Genomic DNA, 20928 nt, shown 5'->3' on the forward strand with positions numbered 1-20928 from the left:
GGGCCTGTGCTGAACCTATCCAGTTGAATTCGTCAGATCAAACAATGGGGAGAGTTATGAAGAAACCGGGACTTTTCGGAATGGACCTCGCGGCAAGCCGCCGCGATTTCCTCAAGGGCTCGATCGGTGCGGGCCTGCTGCTGGGCAGTGGGATGGGCACTGCATGGGCCCAGGCCGAGCAGGCCGGCACGCCGATCAAGGGCGGCCATCTCAAGCTCGGTCTCGATGGCGGATCGTCCACCGATTCCCTCGACCCGGCCGCCTACATCAGTGCCATCGCCTTCTGCCTTGCCCGCAGCTTCGGCGACCACCTGGTCGAAAGCGATCCGGTGACCGGCAGGGCTGTACCTTCCATCGCCGAGAGCTGGGAGTCCTCCGACAATTCCAAGACCTGGACCTTCAAGATCCGCAACGACGTCCAGTTCCACAACGGCAAGAAGCTCACTGTCGACGACGTCGTCAAAACGCTGCAGCGCCACAGCGATGAGAAGTCGCGTTCGGGCGCGCTCGGCTTTCTGCGGGCGATCACCTCGATCGAGGGCAGCGGCAATGATCTTGTCGTGAAGCTCTCCGAGAGCAATGTCGACCTGCCGTTGATCTTCACCGCCTATCATCTGGTGATCCAGCCGAACGGCGGTTACGACAACCCGGGCGAGGGCGTCGGGACGGGTCCATACAAGCTGGTCAGTTTCGAACCGGGTGTGCGGGCGCTGTTTGAGAAGAACAAGAACGACTGGCGCGAGCGCGGCTATGTCGACAGCTTCGAGATCATCGCGATGAACGACCCAACCGCCCGCATCGCGGCGGTTTCGGCCGGACGTGTCCATCTCATCAACAGCGTCAGCGCCAAGACCGTTCCGCTTCTCAAGCGGGCGCCGGGCGTGCAGATCCTGAACACGCCGAGCCGCGGCCACTACACTTTTCCGATGCAGGTCGACAAGGCACCGTTCGACAACAACGACCTGCGGCTCGCCCTCAAATATGCCATCGACCGGGAAGCCATGCTGCAGACCGTTCTTGGCGGCTACGGCACGATCGGCAATGATTTCCCGATCAATTCCAGCTACCCGCACTTCCCGGCCGATATCGAGCAGCGCAGTTACGATCCGGACAAGGCTGCCTTCCACTTCAAGAAGTCCGGTCATGACGGGCCGATCGTGCTCAGAACGTCCGAGGGTGTCTACGCCGGCGCCGTCGACGGCGCGTTGCTGTATCAGGAAAGCGCCAAGAAGGCTGGCATTGCCATCGAGGTGAAGCGCGAACCCGCGGATGGCTACTGGACCAATGTCTGGCGCGCAACTCCGTTCTGCATGTCTTACTACGGCAGCCGCCTGTCCCAGGATTTGATGTATTCGACCGAGCACGTCTCGGACTCGCCTGCCAACGAGACCAATTTCAATCGGCCTGACTTCGACACGCTGATCAAGCAGGCTCGCGTCGAGGCCGACGAAGCCAAACGCAACGAGCTCTATCATGCCGCGGCAGTGATGGTGCGCGATGAAGGCGGGTCGATCATCCCGGTCTTCAACGACCACCTCCTTGCCGCCACGAAGCAGCTCAAGGGCTACGTCCACGATGTCGGCAACGATCTGTCGAACGGCTACGTCGCATCGCGCGCCTGGCTGGAGGCGTAGCCGGGCAGGCGCCGATTGACCAAGGTTGCGCAGCACTTGCTGCGCAACCAGTTCGGCCTCAGTTGCACCCTAGCTCTGCAGGTGCTCCGTCAGTGACGGAGCCGACAAGTGCTTGTACGACTGCCTGGATGGCCGGGCCCGTTTTCGTGCGCGTCACTATGTAGAACGACCCGCGGTGCCGCCGCGACGTGCTGGTCAGGCGCACCAGTTGGCCAAGCCGCAGATGTTCCTCGACGAAGCCGGCCCAGGCGAGGGCAGCGCCCCGCCCGGCGATGGTCTCATGCATCATCGCCAGATAGCTGGTGAACCGCGGTCCATCGAGGGTCCGATCGGTGCCGATCCACGACTGCCAGCTGTCGACGGCTCCGGGCTGGGTGATCAGGTGCAGGAGAGGGATGTCGAGGAACGCCTGCGGAAACCCCGACGCAAGCGGATGCCGCGCCAGAAAGGCTGGCGAGCAGACCGGGAACCATTCTCCGTCGAACAGCTTCCTGGCAGCCAGTCCCGGCCAATCCTCAGGGGTTCCAAACCGTATCGACAGTGCCACATCGGCTTGGTCGAAGTCCTTGTAGTCGTTGGATGTCAGCAACATCACCTGGCCATTGGGAACACGTGACGCCACCAGGTCGAAGCGGGGCATCAGCCACATTTGGGCTATGTCGAAGCTGCAGCCGACCACAAATGTGTCCCGGTCCGGAAGCTGCAGTCGCTCTACCGCGTCACGTATGGTGCCCAGCCCGTCGCGGATCGCTTCGGCAAGCGTGCTGCCGGCTTCGGTCAGGAAGACCCGGTTGCCCTTGCGAGCGAAAAGGGTGAGGGACAGCTGGCGCTCGAGGTTGGCGACATGACGGCTGACCGCTGACTGCGCGATGTTGAGCTCTTCCGCTGCCGCCGTGAGCCCGCCATTCCGCGCGGCCGATTCGAACACCACCATGGCATTGAGAAGCGGCACCGAGGTCTTCAATGTCTTCATGGTTGGGCGCCAGTTTGTCTCGCAAAGAATGCCTTTTTGTTATGATAAGATGCCGCTTACATATTTGCAATAAAACAAGATATCTCGCAATTTCCTGACTGAGAGTCATAACAAATTCAGATCGAAGGAGTTGCCAGGTGTCAGCTGCGACAACAAACGGACTTCACCCTGACCGCGCCAAGATCGTCGGTTTGATCGATCGCAGCCGCCCCAACTGGTCACTTGAGCAGCCGTTTTATGTCGACCCTGCCGTCTATGAGTTGGAGCGCGAACTGCTGTTCCCGAGGGAATGGTCGCTGGTGGCCCATGCCAGCGAGGTGCCGGAGAAGGGGCGCTACATCGTGCGGCAGCTTTTTGACGAAGAAATCATCGTGGTTCGTTTTGGCGACGGCGAAGACGACATCGCGGCCTACTACAATGTCTGCACTCATCGCGGCTCGCGCCTGTGCACCAAGGATGGTCGCAGCAGGCTTTTGGTCTGCCCGTACCATGCCTGGTCTTTCAGGCTGACCGGGGAGTTGCAGACCCGGCAGGATCTTCCGGAGGGTGTCGACCCCGAAGCGCTCGGTCTGCATCGCGTCCCGTCGAAATGCATCGGCGGCCTTGTGCTGTGCGGGCTTGACAAGGCCTGCCTGCCCGATGTCCAGCCTGTCGCCGATGCGCTGATCGACGGATTGCGCCAGAACGGCATCGACCGGGCGCGCATCGCGGCCCGCAAGACATATCCGACCAAGGCCAACTGGAAGCTGGTGCTCGAGAATTTCAGCGAATGCTATCACTGCCGGCCGGCGCATCCGGAATACTTCAGGGTCAACGCCCATGTGAAGGTCACCGCCATGCGCGACGAGGACAAGGCAGTACAATGGCAGGAGGAACTTGAAGCCTGGCATAGCGTCATTGGTGACGCCGAATTCAACAAGGGGGCATGGGAATCCGGAGATATCGACACGGCCCCGTATGGCATGTACCGCAAGCCGATCGGTCCCGGCCGCATGACCCTTTCCGACGATGGCCAGCCCGTCTCGTGCCTGATGGGTGGGCGCACATCCTATGATGGTGGCGAGACCGGGTTCCTGCTCGGACGGATGTCGTTCGTAAGTTCGGCGAACGACTACGTCACGTTGTTTCAGATGATACCGCGCGGTCCGACGGAAACCGACGTCATCCTGACCTGGCTCGTCGACGCGGACGCGGATGCCGGCATCGATGTCGATGCCATTACGTGGATGTGGGACGTGACGACCGTGCAAGACAAGACGATCACCGAACACAATGCCGATGGCGTTGCCTCAAGGGCCTACAGGCCCGGCCCCTACACCGCGCTGGAGACCCAGACAGCCTCTTTCGTCGAGGTATATCTCTCCAACATGCGGCACCTCATTACCGGTGAGCGTCCGGCCGTGGCGCCGCGGAGGCAGCGGCCGAGCAGGGGGTATGTGATGCCCGCGACCTCGGAAACGGCCTGAGAGCAACCGCAAATGCGGGGATGCAAGGGGCGGGCGGTTTGCTGCCGCTCCCCGCGCAAGGAGCAATGGCTGTCGACATGCTGCACCGATTGACCTTGAGCCAAGTCCGCCGCGAAACGGCTGATGCGGTTTCTCTCGTCTTCGATATTCCCAAGGCATTGGCCGGGCGTTTTGCCTTTACCCCCGGCCAATACCTCACCTTGGAAGCCGAGATCGATGGCGAGCCGGTAAGGCGCTCCTATTCGATCTGTTCGGGGTTGGACGACGGCGAGATCCGCGTGGCGGTAAAACGGATCGAGGGTGGGCGTTTCTCGACTTTCGCCAATCGCGGCCTGGAAGCTGGCAGCATCCTCGGCGTGGCGCAGCCGAGGGGGCGCTTCATCGTGCCGCCGGCACGCAAGAATGATCGGGTTTTCCTTGCTGTCGTCGTCGGCTCCGGCATCACGCCGGTTCTGTCGATTGCAAGAACAGTGCTTGCCCGCGAACCCCACAGCCAGTTTGTCCTTGTCTGCGGCAACCGGAGAAAGCAGGACATCCTCTTTCGAAGCCAGATAGACAAGCTTGCCGAGGATTTCGCGCCCCGTCTTGTGGTGCGCCATGTTCTTTCGCGCGAGCCGGTTGGGGCAGGGCTTCTGGAGGGGAGAATTGATGGCGTAAAGCTTGCCGCCGTCCTTGGCGAATGCGCCATGCCGATCTCAGCCATCGATCACGCGCTGCTGTGCGGGCCGCCCGACATGGTTTCGCATCTGAGCGCATCCCTGCATGTGGCTGGCCTGTCGCCAGGCAGCATCCACGCCGAATCCTTTCATGCCGTGGTCGCTCCAGTTTCGGCTTCGCCTGGGCGCGCACAGGAGGCAGATGAGCCACCTCGCCAGATCGAAATCCGATTGGACGGGCGCAGCTTCGTCATCGACGCGCGCCCGGCAGAAACGATCGTCGACGCCGCCGGCCGGTCCGGCATCAACGTGCCATATTCCTGTGGCGGAGGCACATGCGGTTCCTGCGTCGCCAAGTTGGTTGATGGATTTGCCGACACCATCTCGCAAGCCGCTCTTGAACCCTGGGAGCGAGAGGCGGGCTTCGTGCTCACGTGCCAGTCGCGACCGGGACCTGATGGGGTTGTCGTAGACTACGACGCTGCCTTTTGATGTGTGCTGCCATTCACAACAATCGCGTCGCTACCGCGCGACGATGGAGGGACATACAATGATCGCATAAGATAGATTATGGAACTAAAGCATATGACCGGTCAGTAAGTACCGCAAATACGAGCACACCCAATAGACGCCCCAAAGAACCGACGGAACAGCGAGAAAGACGATCCAGAAGACTGTATCGAGGCTCCCGTCTGCCTTGGGTGAGCCAAGTGCGCGCACAAAGCCGAGAGCACACTGATACGCAACCGCCAGCAGCGGCACCAACGCCATTACCAGCCATGCCGCGACGAGTGCCGCGTGGGGCTGGTTCCAGACATAGTCGAAGGTAACAATCAGCAGTGCGATGGCAATGAAGAGCCCACGCGCGAGCCTCTTCCGAGCGGCCTTATCGTTCATCAATATCACTTTGAAATATATGTAACTTCCATCGCCATGCCATCATATGCGGGCTCGACATGTGCCGGCGTTGCCGACATGACAGTCGCATAGTCCAGCGGCACGTGCATGTGAGTCAACACCGCGCGCCTGGGCTTCAGCCGCTCGATCCATTGCAGCGCCTCCGACAGCGACAGATGGCTGACATGCGGCTTGTATTGCAGCGCGTCGACGACCAGGAGATCCAGGCCGTCCATGCGCGCCACCGTGGCTTCCGGGAAGTCGCTGACATCCGAGCAATAGGCGATCGTCCCGACGCGGAAACCGAGCGAAACGATGTCGCCATGGACCTGCGGCAGCGGCAAAAAGGTGAGGGGGCCCCCCTCTCCCGCTATCGTGAACGGCTTGTCGTGTTCGATCACGCTCGGCCGCACGATGGGCGGATACGAGCTTCCCGGCGGCGTTTCGATGCAATAGCCGAAGGCCAGTTTCAGCCGCCCGAGCGTGAAGTCGTCGGCATGGATGTCGATCAGCCTGCCGCGCTCGAGCACGTAGCCCCGGAGATCGTCGATGCCGTGGATGTGGTCGGCATGCGGATGCGTGTAGACCACGGCATCGATGCGGCTGACGCCGGCGGCCAGCATCTGGGTGCGGAAATCCGGTCCCGTATCGATGATCACGCGCGTCGTGCCGGAAGCCGAAATGCGCTCGACCATGGCCGCCGCGCGCATGCGCCGGTTCTTCGGGTTTGCCGGATCGCAGGCGCCCCAGTCGCCGGTGATGCGCGGCGTGCCTGGCGACGAGCCGCAGCCCAGGATGGTGAGGCGCAGCGTATCCGGCATCAGACCGGCTTCGGCATCTTGGTGAACAGCCTGAAGAAATTGGCCGTGGTGATGTCGGCGATCTCGGCAGCGCTCACGCCGATGGTCTCGGCAAGCACGGCGGCGGTGTTGGCGACGTAGGCCGGTTCGTTGCGCTTGCCGCGATGCGGGATCGGCGCAAGATACGGCGCATCCGTTTCGACCAATAGCCGGTCGCGCGGCACCTCCTTGGCGATGTCGCGCAACTCGCCGGAATTCTTGAAGGTCACGATGCCCGAGAACGAGACGTAGCCGCCAAGCTCGACGCCAATGCGTGCAAGCTCGGCGCCCGAGGAAAAGCAATGCAGGATGAAGGGGAACGCGCCCTTCCCTGATTCTTCCCTGAGGATCGCCGCCATGTCCTCGTCGGCGCTGCGAGCGTGGATCACCAGCGGCAAGCCGGTCTCGCGCGCAGCCGCGATATGGACCCGCAGGCCCTTTGCCTGGGCATCACGCGGCGACTTGTCGTAGTGGTAATCGAGACCCGCCTCGCCGATGGCCACGACTTTCGGATGCGCCGACAGCCGGATGAGATCGGCTGCGGTTACGTCGAGTTCTTCGGCGGCATTGTGCGGATGGGTCCCGACCGAGCAATAGACTTCATCATATTCCTTAGCAATTGCAAGGACTTGATCGAACTTCCTGACACGCGTCGAGATGGTGACCATGCGTTCGACGCCTGCCGCCTTGGCGCGCGCGATGATCTCCGCGCGCTCCTCGGCGAAGTCGGGAAAATCGAGGTGGCAGTGACTGTCGACCAGCATTTTTCGACAGCCTCAGCTTTCCGCCGCCTGCTCTACATAGCGCGGGAACACCGGCTGCGGCGCCGGCAGAGGCGCACCCGACACCAGCGCATGCGCGGCATCGACGTGGACAAAATCCCGCTCGGTCACGGCAAGCAGGTCGAGCAGCTTCGAGGCCGAACCCGGGATGAAGGGCTGGCACATGATGCCGACGCGCCGGATCACCTCGGCGGTCGTCCACAGCACCGTTTCCATGCGCGCCGGATCGGTCTTCTTCAGCGCCCAGGGCTCCTGAGCGGCAAAGTAGCGGTTGGCTTCCGCGACCACGGCGAAGATCGCCGCCAGCGCGTGGTGGATCCCCTGCTCCGCCATTGCCTTGCGAGCGGTGGCCAGTGCAGCGGTGGCCTGGTCGAGGATCGCCTTGTCGGCATCGGCCAGTTCGCCACGCTGCGGCACCACGCCGTTGCAGTTCTTGGCGATCATCGACAGCGAGCGCTGCGCCAGGTTGCCGAGGTCGTTGGCGAGATCGGCATTGGTGCGGTTGACGATCGCCTCATGGCTGTAGCTGCCGTCCTGGCCGAACGGCACTTCGCGCAGCAGGAAGTAGCGCACCTGGTCGAGGCCGTAATGCTCGACCATGGTGAACGGATCGACGACGTTGCCGAGCGACTTCGACATCTTCTCGCCGCGGTTGAACAGGAAGCCGTGGCCGAACACCCGCTTGGGCAGCTCGATACCCGCGGACATCAGGAAGGCCGGCCAGTAGACGGCATGGAAACGCACGATGTCCTTGCCGATAATGTGCACGGCAGGCCAGTAGGCCCACTTCTCTGCGCTCGTGTCGGGATAGCCAAGGGCGGTGATGTAGTTGGTCAGCGCGTCGACCCAGACATACATCACATGCTTGTCGTCGCCGGGCACCGGCACGCCCCAGTCGAAGGTCGTGCGCGAGATCGACAGGTCCTTGAGCCCCGAGCGAACGAAGCTCGCAACCTCGTTGCGGCGCTCGTTGGGGCCGATGAAGTCGGGCTGGTTGTCGTAAAGCGCCAGCAGCTTGTCCTGATAGGCGGAAAGGCGGAAGAAATAGCTCTCCTCCTCGACCCATTCCACCGGCGTTCCCTGCGGGCCGTAGCGGATGTTGTCTGGCCGGACCTCGGTCTCTTCTTCGCCGTAATAGGCCTCGTCGCGCACCGAATACCAGCCGGCGTAGCTGCTCTTGTAGATGTCGCCGCGATCGGCCATCGCCTTCCAGATCGCCTGCGATGCCGCGTAGTGGCGCTCTTCGGTGGTGCGGATGAAGTCATCGTTCGATGCATTCAGAAGCGTTGCCATCTTCTTGAATTCATACGAATTACGGTCGGCAAGCTCACGCGCGGAAATGCCCTCCCGGTTGGCCGTCTGCAGCATCTTGATGCCGTGCTCGTCGGTACCGGTGAGGAAGAACACATCCTTGCCGTCGTGGCGCTGGAAGCGGGCAAGCGCGTCGGTGGCAATCAGCTCATAGGCATGGCCGATATGCGGCTTGCCGTTGGGATAGGAGATTGCGGTGGTGATGTAGAATTTTTCGCGGGACATGGATGGCCGTCATGAATGTCGGAATGAATGGGTCGCGGTGAAATAACGCATCGGCATGGCGATTGCCATCCCGGTTGGACGAGCGTCACATTCGCATCGCGGCATTCAGGCGGTCGATCATGGCCAGGACGTGCTGCTTCTTGTCGAGGTTGTAGGTTTCCGTCTCGGATATCGCGTTTTGTGCATCGTGCCAAGCAGCGGACAACAGGTTGGCGCGGGAAAGATCGGAGGCGCGCGCCGCCAGCGACGCCGTGTCGGACAAAAGGTCCAGGGCGCGGCGATTGAACATCTCGAACTGGATGGCGCTGTCGCGCCCGGCCACGGCATCGGCCAGCCGGTGCGCAGCGCCGATGTCGTTGCGTCCCGACTGCACGATCTTGTCCAATGCCTCGGCAATCTCCAGCCCGCCATATTGGGTGAGCAGGATCGCAGCGCGGGCACTGCCCCCTGCCCGCAAGATCAGCGCTTCGCGCGCATCCGGTTCATCCGGTGCCGGTTGATCGGTGCCGGCAAGCACTGACAGCAGGCTCTGATCGTCCAGCGGCGTCAGGCGAATGGTCTGGCAGCGCGAACGGATGGTTGGCAGCAGGCTGCCGGGGGCATGCACGATCAGGATGAACAGCGTGCGCGCAGGCGGTTCTTCAAGGTTCTTCAGCAAGGCATTGGCAGCATTGGTGTTCATGTCGTCGGCCGGGTCGACGATGACGACACGGTAGGCGCCGTCATGCGAGGTCATCGACAGGAACTTCGACACCTTGCGGATCTCGTCGACGGTAACGACCGACTTGAACCCCTTGGTCTTGTCGTTCTGTGGCCGCGTCAGATGCAGCACGGACGGATGCGCTCCGGTCGCGACCTGCCGAAACAATGCCGATTTCGGATCTGGAAGCGCTAGCGTTTCCGGCGCGCTGCGGTAGTCGGGGTGCCGCAACAGATGATGGGCGAGATGAAACGCAAGTGTCGCCTTGCCGATGCCGACGGGACCGGCGAGGATCAGCGCATGCGGCAGCTTGCCGGAGCGATAGGCAGCGGTCAGTATCGAGACCGCCTGCTCGTGGCCGAACAGCAGCGGATTCTCCGCCGGCTCGGGAATGCCGTCCAGCGTGTCGTGCTGCTCGGGAGCGATGCGCTCGAACATCAGGCGTCCGCCCTCGCCCGGCTGCCGGCCGAGGCGCGCGCCTCGAGCGCCGCAAACACCGCATCGGTGATCGCGTGCTCGACCTCTTCCTGGTCCTTCGAGGCATCGATCAGCACGCAGCGGTCCGGCTCGTTCTCGGCAATCGCCAGATAGGCGTTGCGGCGGCGCTGGTGGATGTCGACAGTCTCCTTTTCGAACCGGTCGGCGACATCCTGCCCGCGCCGTGCGGTGGCACGCCGCAGCCCTTCCACCGGATCGAGGTCGAGGATCAGCGTCATGTCCGGCATCATGCCGTTGATGGCCACGCGCTCGACCGCCGTCATGAAATCGGGATCGAGGTTGCCGGTGACGCCCTGGTAGACACGCGAGGAATCGAGAAAGCGGTCGCACAGCACGATGGCGCCGCGCTCGACCGCGGGACGGATCACCTGCTCGACATGATCGGAACGTGCGGCGGCAAACAACAGCGCCTCCATCTCCGCGCCGAAGGGCTCGGCTGCGCCCGACAGCAGCACGTGACGCACCGCCTCAGCGCCCGGCGAGCCCCCGGGCTCGCGAGTGACGATGATATCGTAGCGTTTGTCGCGCAGCTTGCTGGCCAGGCGTTCGATCTGTGTCGACTTGCCCGCGCCCTCGCCGCCTTCGAATGTGATGAAGAAGCCGCGCGCCACTCCAAAGCCTTTCTGTTCGCCGTATCGCAAGTTCAACCGAACGAACGGCCTCACGGCATATGTAGGTGTCGAAGCTCTAGCGTCGAGAGGTGCAAAGGTCCACCCGCCTACCGCAGCCAGCCGATGGCAAGCTCCTTGACCGCGTCGAAGGCGCGGCTCTGCAGCGAGCCGACTTCGATGGACTCGGCGGCATAGAGCGGCGTCTCCTGGCTCAGCGTGTCGCCGATCCAGACCTTGAGTGCGCCGATGGGCGTTCCCTGCGCCACCGGTGCCGCCACGGGGCCGTTGTAGACGATGCGGGCGACAAGCCGTTCGCGATTGGTGATCGGCAGGAACAGCGAGATCGGCTTCTGTGCCACCAGCTTCACATGCGACTTCACACCGCCGAACACCTGAGCTTCGCCGACGGTTTCGTTGGCCGCGAAGATCTCGCTCTTCTCGAAGGCGCGCATCCCCCAGTCGAGCAGCTTGCGTGCTTCCTCCGAGCGCTCGCGGTCGCTGGCGAGCCCGCCCAGCGCCGCAAACAGCCGCCGCCCCTCGCGGTTGACCGAACCGACGATGGCGAACCCCTCGCCTTCGGTGAAGCCGGCAGCCAGGCCGTCGGCGCCGATGTCCATTGCGATCAGTGGATTGCGGTTGCGCTGCAGGATCTTGTTCCAGGTGAATTCCGGCAGGCTGTAGTAGCGGTAGTATTCCGGATAGGTGCGCCAGATGTGCAGTCCCAGTTGCGCGAGTTCGCGCACCGACGTCGTCTGGCCCGGCATCGGCAGGCCGGTCGAATTGACGAAAGTCGATTTCGCCAGGCCGATCTCGCGGGCACGCTCCGTCATCTGCAGGGCGAAATTGGCCTCGGAGCCCGCCATGCCTTCGGCCAGGATGATGCAGCCGTCATTGGCCAGTTGCACCGTCACGCCCTGGATCAGGTCCTCGATGCGGATCTGCGACCGGACGGCGGCAAACATGGTCGAAGCCCGCGACGCCGCGCCGCCGGTCCGCCAGGCATTCTCGCTGACGGCAAACGTGTCGTCGAGCTTGTAGCGGCCGGTCTTGAGGGCGTTGAACACGACCTCCATCGTCATCAGCTTGGCCAGCGAGGCCGGCGCCATGGGCTTGTCCGGCTCTTTCGAAAACAGCACCGTGCCGGTTTCGGCATCGATCATGAAAGCCTGCGCGGCCTTGGTCTCGAACAGCTGCGCCCTGGCCTGCCCGATGAAGGCAAGCGCTGCAATGAGGCCGATCATCAAGGTGAACGGCACGGATAATCTGGAGATCATGAAGGATACTGCCCCGTTCGGCCCGTATTCCGGTCGAGCGCCTTGAACCTATCAGTCTTCAATCGATGGGATCAACCGTGGCAGGGCAGATAGCCACAGGTCCTCGCAGCGAAAATCCGGTCAATCGTGGACGGCGAACGCGTCGGGCGCGCCATGCGACCAGGCCGCCTTCAGCGCGGCGTCGAGCGATGTCTTGCCATTCGGATAGAGGTCGACCGAATACCAGGTCTTTCCTTCGAAATCGGACTGTTCGACCGAGGTGCGGCCATAGGCCGACAGCGCCTTGGCGACGCGTCTGGCTTCATCGCCGTTCTCGAACGTGCCGGCGGCAACGTAGGATTCCAGGTCCTGTTCGGCGCGCGGGCCGGGATTGAGCCGCTTCCAGGAATCGATGATGTCGCTGGAGGACATCGTCTTGCCTTCAAGCGCGTCAAAGGCTCTTGCCGCGCCGCCGACGCGCTCGCTGGCATAGCCCATGGTGGCGATTGCCACACGGGTCTGCGGAACCGGCATCATGGCATCGGGACGTTCAGGAGCTATCGGCCCGAAATCTGGCAGCACAACGTCGATGATGCCTTGCCCCTGTGCCGTCATGACCGGCTGGTCGAACTGTGCTGCCTGCGCGGCGAGCGTGTTGTCCTGCGCGCTGGCGACAAGGGCCACCGAGGGAGCGACATCCGTCATGGCGCCCGGGAAGGCAGCGGCCTGGCCAACGGCGGCGCTTGGCGTCGGCCCGTTCATGGCGATCATCACGCCGGTCGGCAGGCCATCGTTGATCGGGTCGGCCATGCCCTTTCCGGGCCGGTAGGAAGCGAGCAAATACTGGTCGTCCTGGCCGTCGAGCGGCGCCCGTCCGACATACTCGACCTTCACATTCGCGGTGCCGCTGTGGGCGTAGTCGAGCATCTCCGCGGCGCGCTTGGAAAGGTCGATGACGCGGCCGTTGGAATACGGCCCCCGGTCGTTGACGCGCACGATCACCGAGCTGCCGTTCTTGGAATTGGTAACGCGGGCATAGCTCGGCAGCGGCATCGTCGGATGCGCCGCCGTCAGATTCGTCATGTCATAGACTTCGCCATTGGCGGTCAGCCGGCCGTGGAAGGCGTCGCCATACCAGGAAGCGGCACCGACAGCGGCGTAGTCCTTGTCTTCCTTGGGATAATACCACTTGCCCCGAACCTTGTAGGGCTTGCCCGTCTGGTCGCGTCCGCCGCCGCGCTGCAGGCCCGACATCTTGGTCGTGACCCGGGGGCTCGCTTTGACGCCATATTCGGATTCGGCGAAATATTCCTTCGAGCGCTTCTTGCTGGCCACCGACTTCGGCTGCTGCGATGCGCAGCCGGCGATGAAGACAGCGGTGGCCGCGAGAATGCTGATCGCGGTCGCGCGACCGAGACGCGTGCGCGTCGAGTTCTGCATTTTACTCAGGTCCCCTGCCAGTACTAAGCGAGCGCCGCTCGTCGAATCGCAACACCGTTGCGCCAAAAATGTAGAAACAGTTCGCGCACGTTATCCCCGTCCACTTGTGCGCAGGAAATTCTTGCCAGCGTATTAATCGACTGTGGTTCGAACCGGGCGAGATTGTGGCGTCATTGCGGCGAGCGGGATTGCCTGCGGGTATGCAGGACAGGGCGTGTGGAGCCTTCCCGTTTGCCGGGACTGGCTGTCGAACCAATGAGCCTGGATGTTGAAGTTGAATTGGCGGAGGGAGTGGGATTCGAACCCACGGTGAGTTGCCCCACGCCGGTTTTCAAGACCGGTGCCTTAAACCGCTCGGCCATCCCTCCAGGACGCACCGGATTGCCCCGTGCGCCTTTGTGGCGCGCTTGTAGCGCCCGGGCCATTGTCGCGTCAACGCTGTTCGATGCAAGTTCTGCTGCCGACGTCACTTCGCCGGGTGTCTGCTCCGGGAACAGGCAGCAGCAGCCTGCACGCGGCGATGGTGATCATCATCCCGGGCTGCCCTTTCCGACCGAATCGGGTGACTATTTGCCCACATTGGCGCACAAGGGCGAGATCACGCCGAGGACAACCATGCCGAAATCAACCGCAGTCGTCGCAACCGAACATGCAAGCCGCTACCTGCAGCAGCTGTGCAAGCACTGGAGCCACAAGTTCACCGTCGAGTTCTCGCCCACCACGGGGCGAATAGATCTCGGAGAGGGACGGGTGGTCGATCTTTCCGCCGGCGACACGTCGCTGACGGTCGTGGTGGAAGCCGAAAACCTGCCCCAACTCGAGCAGGTCGTCGCCGACCACATCGTGCGCTTCGCCTTCCGCGAGGAACTGAAATTCGACTGGCATGCCAGCTGAGCGCAGGCCGGAGATGACTCTGCAACTCCGATTAAGCGGCGCTGGCAGGCAGCCGGTTCGTTCGCTCGTTCCCGGCTGCATGGGACGGGGCTGAATGCTCGAGACGGCACTTTACATCCCGGTCAAACGTTTCCTCGAAAACCTGGACTTCGAGGTCAAGGGCGAGATCGGCGGCTGCGACCTGCTTGCCTTGAGCGCCGACGCGCCGCCGATCGTGGTGGTGTGCGAGCTCAAGCTGCAGTTCAACCTCGAGCTCATCCTGCAAGGCGTCGACCGCGCTGCGGCAGCGGACGAAGTCTGGCTTGCGGCGCGCATGTCACCGCGCGGCAAGGGCCGCGAGGGCGACAAGCGGTTTCGCAACCTGTGCCGGCGGCTGGGCTTTGGATTGCTTGGCATCTTCGACGACGAGCGCGTCGAGGTGCTGCTCAGCCCGGATGCGCCCGCCCCTCGCAGGGATCCCAAGCGCCGCTCCCGACTCGTCTCCGAACACCGCCGCCGGCAGGGCGATCCGGTCGCCGGTGGCGGCTCGCGCGCGCCGATCATGACCGCCTACCGCCAGGACGCGCTGAAATGTGCCTTAGCCCTTGCCGAAGGCGCCAGGCGGCCGCGTGATCTCGCGCCGACGGTATCGCGGGCGGCCAACATCCTGCTCGACAATGTCTATGGCTGGTTCGTCAGGGTCGAGCGCGGCGTCTACGACCTTACCGACGCAGGCCGCGAGGCGCTGCAACGCTGGCCCCAGGCGCCTGTGTCCGGCGACTGAGGCACAAACCTGGCCGTTTCGCACGGGGCAGTCGAGCGTGGATCAAAAGCCTGATATTGTTTCAGCCAGGATGGATGGCGGGAAAGGTCTCGGCGATGGTCGGGGAGTTCCGGTTCTGGACGGCGCGGGACCTGTTCGTCGCGCACCCCGAGGTCGCGCTGGATATGCTCGCGTCGCCCACCGACGAGCCGCCAGCCGATTTCTGCCGGGCGCTGCTTGGCGGCAGAACGCCCGAGGACGCGATCACCTTCTGCGCCTGGCTGCTGCCGATGCCGGCCACGGTCTGGTGGGCGCACGAATGCCTCTCCAATCTCGATGAGCTCTTCGACGAGCCGGACCGCCGGCTGCTGGCGTCGGTTGGCGACTGGGTCGGCGCCGGCGGCAATGGTCCGCCGCTGCTGGAGGCGATGGCCAAGCCGGACCAGCGCACGCCGGCCGTGTGGATCGCGCTGGCGACGGCCCGATCTGTCGAGCTGCCGGCGCCGCGTGCCGTCAATGCGGGCATCCTCGCCGGGCTGGCCCGGGTCGCACTGGAAGACCGGCACGACGTGCTGACGGCCTTCGTCGAAATGGGGCTGCAGCTCGCCGGCAGCGAAGCCTTGCAGCGTTCCGACGCTTGACCCCTGCCCTCAGCGGTCGAACAGGAAATAGCCGAAGGCGACACCGGCCCCGTTGGGCTGGGTTTCGATCTCCGAACGTATCTTCGGGAACAGGTCGGACGCCAGTTCAGGGTCGGCGATGTCGGCGGCCTTGATGCCGCTGTCGCTGGCGAGCGCCACGATCAAATGCGGTTCCGGCGCCGACGCCTCCTGGTCGTTGAGCGGAAACAGCTTCATGCTGAACGTCGCCTCGCCCGCCCCCGATTTCTTGAGCAGGCTGGCGAAATTGTAGACCACGCCGTCCTTGCCGATGAGCAGCAGGTTGACGTTTCGGCTGCCGGTCCCGCTCAGCGTGCCCTGGAGCGAGTCGCCCACCTTGAGGTTGTCCTTGTTCAGCACCAGCTTCGGCCCGCTCGCCTCGCCCGGCGGCAGCGCCTTCAGGAAGTCGGCAACGGGGCACTGGTCACGTTCGATCATGCGGGGGTTGATCGCAGGCTTGTTGCCGAAGGCCGCCGAAAAGTCGCGGGCCAGCTTGTCGAATGGCGCCTTCGAGGTCGCCAGCCCGTCGACCACGGGGCTCGGCGCCGATGCGTTGGCCACTGCCGCATAGAAGCAGGCGCCGCCGTCGAACGCCTTGAACCATTCCGCTGCGCTGACCGCCTTAGGCGGCTCGATGGCGATCGGCTTGACCGGTTCCGCCGGCTTCGGCTTGGCGATATCGGTCGGCACGGGCGCCTTCGCCACGGTCTCGGTTGCGGGCGGCGACTTTGCCGCGGGCTCCGACGGCGGTTCGGGCTGCGCCGGTGTCAGCTTGCCGCCGGCCGTCTGATCGCTGGAGACGGGCGTCTTTTCGCCAAACAGCAGGCCATCCGCCAGCCCGGAATAATAGACCCCGCCTCCGGCTGCCGCCGCCGCAACCAGCAGCAACGCGCCGATCAGCGCGCCCCGTCCCGATTTCGGCTTCTCCGGCACAGGCTGGGCCTTGGCCGCCGGTTTCTGGTTCCGCTCCGGTGCGGACCTTCCTGCGGCCCCCGCGTTGCGCCAGGGGGCATCGCGTGGCAACAGCGCCTCCGGCTGCGGTGGTTTCTGGCCGCTGGCCGGCGACCCCGGTGGACGCCAGGTGCGTTCGGCGGGTTTTCGCTCCGGATCGAGCTGGCCGGCGATGCCGGGATGGGTGCCTGAGCTTGCGGTCACGCCGCTGGTCTCGCGCAGCCATTCGACGATGGCCGCGGCACTTTCCGGGCGGTCCCTCGGGTCCGGCTGGAGCATGGCCTCGAGCAGCGGCAGCAATTCCGGGTCTATGCCCGAGAGGTCCGGCACCGTTCGCCGCTTTTCGATCACCTCGACCGGTGATCCGCCCATGTCGAGCTGCTTGCCGCGCAAGGCCGCAGCCAGCACCAGCCCGAGGCTGTAGAGATCGGACTGCTCGGTCACCTCGCCGCCGAACAGGCCGAGCTGCTCGGGCGAGACGAAGCTGTACTTGCCGGCGAAGCTGCCGCCGAGCAGCGTGCCGCCGCCGACATTGGCCGAACGCGCGATGCCGAAATCGATGATCTTGGTCTTTTCGACCCGCCCGCCCGGCAGCACGATGTTGTCGGGCGACAGGTCGCGGTGGATGACGCCGGCCTCATGCGCCACCGACAGGCCCGACGCCACGCGCGCCAGCATCTTGCGCGCCTGCTGCGCGTCGAGCGGGCCGCTGCGGATGCGCTCGCCCAGCGACTGGCCGTCGACGAATTCCATGGCGAGATACGGCCTGCCGATCGTCGGGTCGATGGTGAAGACATGGTAACGCACGATGGCGTCGTTGGAGAGGTGGTTGAGGATCGAGGCTTCCTTGCGAAACAGTGCCAGGATGCCCTGGTCGCGGGCAAACTCGCGCAGCACCACCTTGATCGCCACCGGATCGCCGGTCTGGATGTTGTGGCCGCGATAGACCTCGCCCATGCCGCCGGTGGCGATGTGTTCGTCGATCTCGTAGATGCCGTTGAGCTGGACGCCCTTGTGCACGCCGGTATCGGGCGCGATGCGTGTCTTGTCTTCCGGCGTCGCGTCGTCCGGAGTCATGACTTGGTTCCATCCCTGCGTGAGCGCCTGCCGGCCATTGCTTCACACCTGCGGTGCTGGATCATGCCGCGACAATAACACGGATTTTCGCGATGGGCTCTCGCTCAGCGCCACGCCGCCGAAGACCGGCCAATAGCCTTTTTGATCAGCGTTGACACCGATGCCTGCGAGGAGGATGCTTGCCTTTCTAAGACTGCAAGCCGTGCCAAGCCTGTAAACGCTGCGATCCTAAGAGGAGGCAGTCAATGGTATGCGAGGGCTGCTTGCCTGCTCGCAATGCTGGCATTGCCGCGCGATTGGCTGGCGCGATGCTGGCCTGCGGGCTCATCATGCTCCTGGCTGTCGGTTCCGTGCTGGCTGCCGACGGCGTCTCGGGTCGCCGGGCGGCACTCGTCATCGGCAATTCGGCCTATGAGCATCTGGCAAGGCTTCCGAACGCGACGAACGATGCCGACCGCATCCGCGACGTGCTGGAGCGGGCGAACTTCGAGGTCACGCTCGGCAAGGATCTCGACAAGAAGGGCCTCGAGGAAACCATTCTCGGCTTCCTCAGGACGCTCAACGACGGCGACGTCGCGCTGTTCTACTACAGCGGCCATGCCGTGCAGGTCGGCGGCCACAACTTCATGCTGCCGGTCGATGCCACCCTGGCGACCTCCTACGATCTCGAGGTCCAGGCCTACAACATGTCGAGCCTGCTCGAATACATGCGCGAGACGTCGTCGCTGCAGATCGCGATCCTCGATGCCTGCCGCGACAATCCCTTCGCCAACAATTCCTATTATGTCGGCCAGGCCAAGGTCGCGGTCGAAGGCAAGAAGGGCCTCGCCTCGGTCGCCCCGCAAGACGGCACGCTGATCGTCTACTCGACCGCGCCCGACCGTGTGGCGCTCGACGGCACCCAGGGCCTCAGCCCCTTCACCGGCACCTTCGCCGAATATGCGCTCAAGCCGAATGTCGAGGTCAGGAAGCTGCTCAGCGACATCCGCGCCGAGGTCATCAAGCGCACCGACGGGCGCCAGACGCCGTGGGACGCCTCGAGCCTGACCTCGTCCTTCTTCTTCGTTACGCGGCAGAACCTCTTGATTATAGAGGACATGCGTGAGGTACGGGTTCCACCGTCGCCCAAGGAGGTGGCCCTGCGCATCTCGCCGCCCATCACCAGCGGCAATGCGGAACTGACGATCAGCTTCACCAAGCTGCCCGACCAGGGCACGCTCTGGCTGGGCGACCAGCAGCTCAGCCTCGACAGCAAGGTTTCAGCCGACCGCATCGAGGAGGTCATGTTCAAGCCGGCATCCGCCGACATGACCGGTGACGAAGTGCGTTACAGCGTCACCACCGACAGCGGCCGCAGCGCCAGCGGCATCGTCCGCGTCGTCGTCGATGCCCAGGCAGTCGCCCAGGCGCCGGTCAAGCCGGCCCTCACCATCCAGCAGGGCGACGAGCCCAAGCCGGCAGCACCCGAGCAGGCCAAGCCGATCCTCGTCGCCATGGCTTCCGACATCGGCACCGGCTTCGCCGCCATGCCCGAAGAAATCGTGCGCTCCAGCGCCCCGACCGGCTGGCTCCGCCTGGAGAAGCGCGATCCGGAGACGCAAGTTGCGGTCGACGGCCAGATCGTTTCCGAAGGCGACCTGATCAAGGCCGAGGACATCGCCAAGCTGCGCATTCGCCCCTCGCTCAAGCTGGTCAGTGCCTCGGACACGGACGTGCCGGTGGCCGAGACCGTCGCCATGGCGCCCCAGTCCGGCAAGGCCGACACCAGCACCGACAGCATGGAGGTCAAGCCGATCCCCCTGCCCGCCGACAAGACAGCCGCCCAGCCGCCGGTGCGCACGGTCGTGCTGATGCCCGCGGTCAAGACGGTCGCGCCTGCGCCGATCACCATCAACGTCGCCGTCTCGGTCAACGAATGCGACACGCTCGCCGCCGAACCGCTCGACGTGCAGGCGGTAGCCGACGGCAAGCTGCCCAACGACATCGACGTGGCCAAGGCGCTGGTTGCCTGCAAGGCCGCCGTCGACCAGCATCCCGAGGTGGCGCGGTTCAAGTATCAATACGCCCGCGCGCTCTATGCCGAAGGCAACTTCAAGGAAGCCCTGACCGAACTCAACGCCGCCAGCGACGCCGGCCACGTCCGCGCCAGCTACCTGCTAGGCCGGCTTTACCAATTTGGCGCGGCGGTGGAGCGCGATCCGTCGCGGGCCATTCCGCTTTTTGAGACCGGCGCCAAGCGCGGCGATCCCTATTCGCAATATGCCCTAGGTAAGGCACTGGTGAATGGGACAGGGACCAAGGCCGACGTTGAGCGCGGTATGGCTCTTGCGGAACGCGCCGCGGAATCTGGACACACCTATGCAATGAACCTGCTTGGAAGCGAGTACTACCTCGGACGGTACGTCAAGAAGGACTACGCGAGAGCCCTACGCCTGTTTCAAGAGTCCGCCAATCGAGATGACGTTTATGGGATGGTCAATCTCGGCGTTCTCTACCGAGATGGTGCTGGCGTAGAAAAGGATCAGGCTCGAGCAACTGAACTTTTCGAGCAAGCAAGAGCCAAAGGTCATCCGTCCGCGGGGCGGCTGCTTGGATACATGGCGGTTCAGAACGGCAATGCAAACACAGAAATTTTGCTCAATTGGTATCGCGAAAGCGCAGAGCGAGGTGATGCCTGGGGCGGATATTTTGCTGCAAAGCTGCTCAAGGACAATCCGGCATTGCAGCGCGATAGCGGTGAGGTGGTTCGCCTGCTGGCGCTTTCGGCATCGCAGGATACCAAAGATGTCTCGGCAGACGCGAAATCGGATCTAGGAAAAATCGGTAGTTCGGATGTCGCCAAAGAGGTTCAGCTGGCACTCCAACGATCGGGCCAGGATGTCGGCGACATTGACGGAAAACTCGGCGCTCGCACCCGTGACGCTGCAGCCGCCGTACTGGGGACGGACGCGCCTCGCGACTCCCGGGCGTTGCTGATCGCCCTTTTGCGCAAGGAATGGATCGAGTCTCGACCACGTCTGGACATGCTGGGCTCATGAACGGGAGACGTTACATGCGATCGCATACCGTCAGTTTTCTTATGGCGACCGTGCTTCTGCCGCTGAGCGGTTGTGGCTCTTTGTTGAAAGTCGAGGAGCAGGCTGCGGTTCAACCTGCGGCTCAGCCTGTACAGGTTAAGAAGGCGGCACCTGCGAAGAAGGTTGCCGTCGCGGCTCCGGTCCAACCGAAGGTGGTCAAGAGGCCGACTGTTGCAGCCACCGTAACGAGCAATGAACGGAGTGACAGTGGTGGCGGTGACACCAGCGATTGGTAAGTTCGCT

Annotated in this window: 18 protein-coding genes and 1 tRNA gene; 8 read left to right on the top strand and 11 right to left on the bottom strand. The window is 63.6% G+C overall.

What is annotated here, in order from left to right; all coding sequences use genetic code 11:
- The first annotated feature begins 44 nt into the window (after window positions 1-44).
- On the top strand, window positions 45-1634 hold the full coding sequence (locus GGR00_RS00635) for an ABC transporter substrate-binding protein (protein ID WP_184697107.1): 1590 nt from the start codon (window positions 45-47) through the stop codon (window positions 1632-1634).
- 58 nt (window positions 1635-1692) lie between these two features.
- Here the strand turns inward: GGR00_RS00635 and GGR00_RS00640 are convergent, their stop codons facing one another.
- Entirely contained in the window at window positions 1693-2607 is a 915-nt protein-coding gene (locus tag GGR00_RS00640) for a LysR family transcriptional regulator (protein WP_055976549.1), read from the bottom strand.
- A gap of 137 nt (window positions 2608-2744) precedes the next feature.
- Between GGR00_RS00640 and GGR00_RS00645 the strand changes: the two genes are divergently transcribed.
- Together GGR00_RS00645 and GGR00_RS00650 are read left to right on the top strand one after the other, a co-directional pair.
- Window positions 2745-4073, top strand: coding sequence for an aromatic ring-hydroxylating oxygenase subunit alpha (locus GGR00_RS00645; protein WP_082496603.1), 1329 nt, complete (start codon window positions 2745-2747; stop codon window positions 4071-4073).
- Window positions 4074-4138: 65 nt separating this feature from the next.
- Entirely contained in the window at window positions 4139-5221 is a 1083-nt protein-coding gene (locus GGR00_RS00650; RefSeq protein WP_184697110.1) for a 2Fe-2S iron-sulfur cluster-binding protein, read from the top strand.
- Window positions 5222-5305: 84 nt separating this feature from the next.
- Here GGR00_RS00650 and GGR00_RS00655 read toward each other — a convergent pair whose 3' ends face one another.
- From GGR00_RS00655 to GGR00_RS00695, 9 genes are all read right to left on the bottom strand, one after another.
- Complete coding sequence (locus GGR00_RS00655; protein WP_184697113.1) at window positions 5306-5626, bottom strand: hypothetical protein; 321 nt, start codon at window positions 5624-5626, stop codon at window positions 5306-5308.
- A 5-nt stretch (window positions 5627-5631) separates the two neighbouring features.
- Window positions 5632-6447: an MBL fold metallo-hydrolase gene (locus GGR00_RS00660; protein WP_055976560.1), complete on the bottom strand. Its 816-nt coding sequence runs from the start codon at window positions 6445-6447 to the stop codon at window positions 5632-5634.
- A complete protein-coding gene (locus tag GGR00_RS00665) occupies window positions 6447-7229 on the bottom strand; it encodes a TatD family hydrolase (protein ID WP_184697117.1) in 783 nt (260 codons plus the stop codon). Before GGR00_RS00665 ends, GGR00_RS00660 begins: the two co-directional genes overlap by 1 nt.
- Window positions 7230-7241: 12 nt before the next feature.
- A complete protein-coding gene (metG, locus tag GGR00_RS00670; RefSeq protein WP_055976566.1) occupies window positions 7242-8783 on the bottom strand; it encodes a methionine--tRNA ligase in 1542 nt (513 codons plus the stop codon).
- Window positions 8784-8868: 85 nt separating this feature from the next.
- Window positions 8869-9924, bottom strand: coding sequence for a DNA polymerase III subunit delta' (locus GGR00_RS00675; protein ID WP_184698019.1), 1056 nt, complete (start codon window positions 9922-9924; stop codon window positions 8869-8871).
- Window positions 9921-10592, bottom strand: coding sequence for a dTMP kinase (gene tmk / locus GGR00_RS00680; protein ID WP_055976569.1), 672 nt, complete (start codon window positions 10590-10592; stop codon window positions 9921-9923). The genes GGR00_RS00675 and tmk overlap by 4 nt, the downstream gene beginning before the upstream one ends.
- A 107-nt stretch (window positions 10593-10699) precedes the next feature.
- Complete coding sequence (locus GGR00_RS00685) at window positions 10700-11833, bottom strand: D-alanyl-D-alanine carboxypeptidase family protein (protein ID WP_162244934.1); 1134 nt, start codon at window positions 11831-11833, stop codon at window positions 10700-10702.
- Between the two features lie 153 nt (window positions 11834-11986).
- Complete coding sequence (locus tag GGR00_RS00690) at window positions 11987-13285, bottom strand: septal ring lytic transglycosylase RlpA family protein (protein ID WP_055976574.1); 1299 nt, start codon at window positions 13283-13285, stop codon at window positions 11987-11989.
- 280 nt (window positions 13286-13565) lie between these two features.
- Window positions 13566-13653 (bottom strand) — tRNA-Ser (locus tag GGR00_RS00695).
- A gap of 247 nt (window positions 13654-13900) precedes the next feature.
- Here GGR00_RS00695 and GGR00_RS00700 point away from each other — a divergent pair.
- The 3 genes from GGR00_RS00700 (at window position 13901) to GGR00_RS00710 (ending at window position 15562) form a co-directional block, all read left to right on the top strand.
- Window positions 13901-14179 carry a DUF2218 domain-containing protein gene (locus GGR00_RS00700; RefSeq protein ID WP_184697120.1) on the top strand — a complete coding sequence of 93 codons (279 nt, stop codon included), beginning with the start codon at window positions 13901-13903 and terminating at the stop codon, window positions 14177-14179.
- A 94-nt stretch (window positions 14180-14273) separates the two neighbouring features.
- Complete coding sequence (locus GGR00_RS00705; protein WP_184697123.1) at window positions 14274-14942, top strand: DUF2161 domain-containing phosphodiesterase; 669 nt, start codon at window positions 14274-14276, stop codon at window positions 14940-14942.
- A gap of 74 nt (window positions 14943-15016) precedes the next feature.
- Entirely contained in the window at window positions 15017-15562 is a 546-nt protein-coding gene (locus GGR00_RS00710; RefSeq protein ID WP_246441249.1) for a DUF6931 family protein, read from the top strand.
- A gap of 9 nt (window positions 15563-15571) precedes the next feature.
- Here GGR00_RS00710 and GGR00_RS00715 read toward each other — a convergent pair whose 3' ends face one another.
- Window positions 15572-17608: a serine/threonine-protein kinase gene (locus GGR00_RS00715; protein WP_184697126.1), complete on the bottom strand. Its 2037-nt coding sequence runs from the start codon at window positions 17606-17608 to the stop codon at window positions 15572-15574.
- Window positions 17609-17871: 263 nt separating this feature from the next.
- Here GGR00_RS00715 and GGR00_RS00720 point away from each other — a divergent pair, with 263 nt between their 5' ends.
- Complete coding sequence (locus GGR00_RS00720) at window positions 17872-20646, top strand: caspase family protein (RefSeq protein WP_184697129.1); 2775 nt, start codon at window positions 17872-17874, stop codon at window positions 20644-20646.
- 14 nt (window positions 20647-20660) lie between these two features.
- Window positions 20661-20921 (top strand): hypothetical protein, encoded by a 261-nt coding sequence (locus tag GGR00_RS00725; protein ID WP_184697132.1) that lies wholly within the window; start codon window positions 20661-20663, stop codon window positions 20919-20921.
- Window positions 20922-20928: the final 7 nt, after the last annotated feature.

This window comes from Aminobacter aganoensis (genome assembly GCF_014206975.1).
Classification (GTDB): domain Bacteria; phylum Pseudomonadota; class Alphaproteobacteria; order Rhizobiales; family Rhizobiaceae; genus Aminobacter; species Aminobacter aganoensis.

What these genes read in the sequence shown, in the direction of transcription:
- GGR00_RS00635 (WP_184697107.1), top strand. Translation starts at nt 45, where the DNA reads ATGGGGAGAGTTATGAAGAAACCGGGACTTTTCGGAATGGACCTCGCG.
- GGR00_RS00690 (WP_055976574.1), bottom strand. Translation starts at nt 13,285, where the DNA reads ATGCAGAACTCGACGCGCACGCGTCTCGGTCGCGCGACCGCGATCAGC.
- GGR00_RS00705 (WP_184697123.1), top strand. Translation starts at nt 14,274, where the DNA reads ATGCTCGAGACGGCACTTTACATCCCGGTCAAACGTTTCCTCGAAAAC.
- GGR00_RS00655 (WP_184697113.1), bottom strand. Translation starts at nt 5,626, where the DNA reads ATGAACGATAAGGCCGCTCGGAAGAGGCTCGCGCGTGGGCTCTTCATT.
- GGR00_RS00725 (WP_184697132.1), top strand. Translation starts at nt 20,661, where the DNA reads ATGCGATCGCATACCGTCAGTTTTCTTATGGCGACCGTGCTTCTGCCG.
- GGR00_RS00665 (WP_184697117.1), bottom strand. Translation starts at nt 7,229, where the DNA reads ATGCTGGTCGACAGTCACTGCCACCTCGATTTTCCCGACTTCGCCGAG.
- GGR00_RS00700 (WP_184697120.1), top strand. Translation starts at nt 13,901, where the DNA reads ATGCCGAAATCAACCGCAGTCGTCGCAACCGAACATGCAAGCCGCTAC.
- GGR00_RS00660 (WP_055976560.1), bottom strand. Translation starts at nt 6,447, where the DNA reads ATGCCGGATACGCTGCGCCTCACCATCCTGGGCTGCGGCTCGTCGCCA.
- metG (WP_055976566.1), bottom strand. Translation starts at nt 8,783, where the DNA reads ATGTCCCGCGAAAAATTCTACATCACCACCGCAATCTCCTATCCCAAC.
- GGR00_RS00650 (WP_184697110.1), top strand. Translation starts at nt 4,139, where the DNA reads ATGGCTGTCGACATGCTGCACCGATTGACCTTGAGCCAAGTCCGCCGC.
- GGR00_RS00685 (WP_162244934.1), bottom strand. Translation starts at nt 11,833, where the DNA reads ATGATCGGCCTCATTGCAGCGCTTGCCTTCATCGGGCAGGCCAGGGCG.
- GGR00_RS00640 (WP_055976549.1), bottom strand. Translation starts at nt 2,607, where the DNA reads ATGAAGACATTGAAGACCTCGGTGCCGCTTCTCAATGCCATGGTGGTG.
- GGR00_RS00715 (WP_184697126.1), bottom strand. Translation starts at nt 17,608, where the DNA reads ATGACTCCGGACGACGCGACGCCGGAAGACAAGACACGCATCGCGCCC.
- GGR00_RS00710 (WP_246441249.1), top strand. Translation starts at nt 15,017, where the DNA reads ATGGCGGGAAAGGTCTCGGCGATGGTCGGGGAGTTCCGGTTCTGGACG.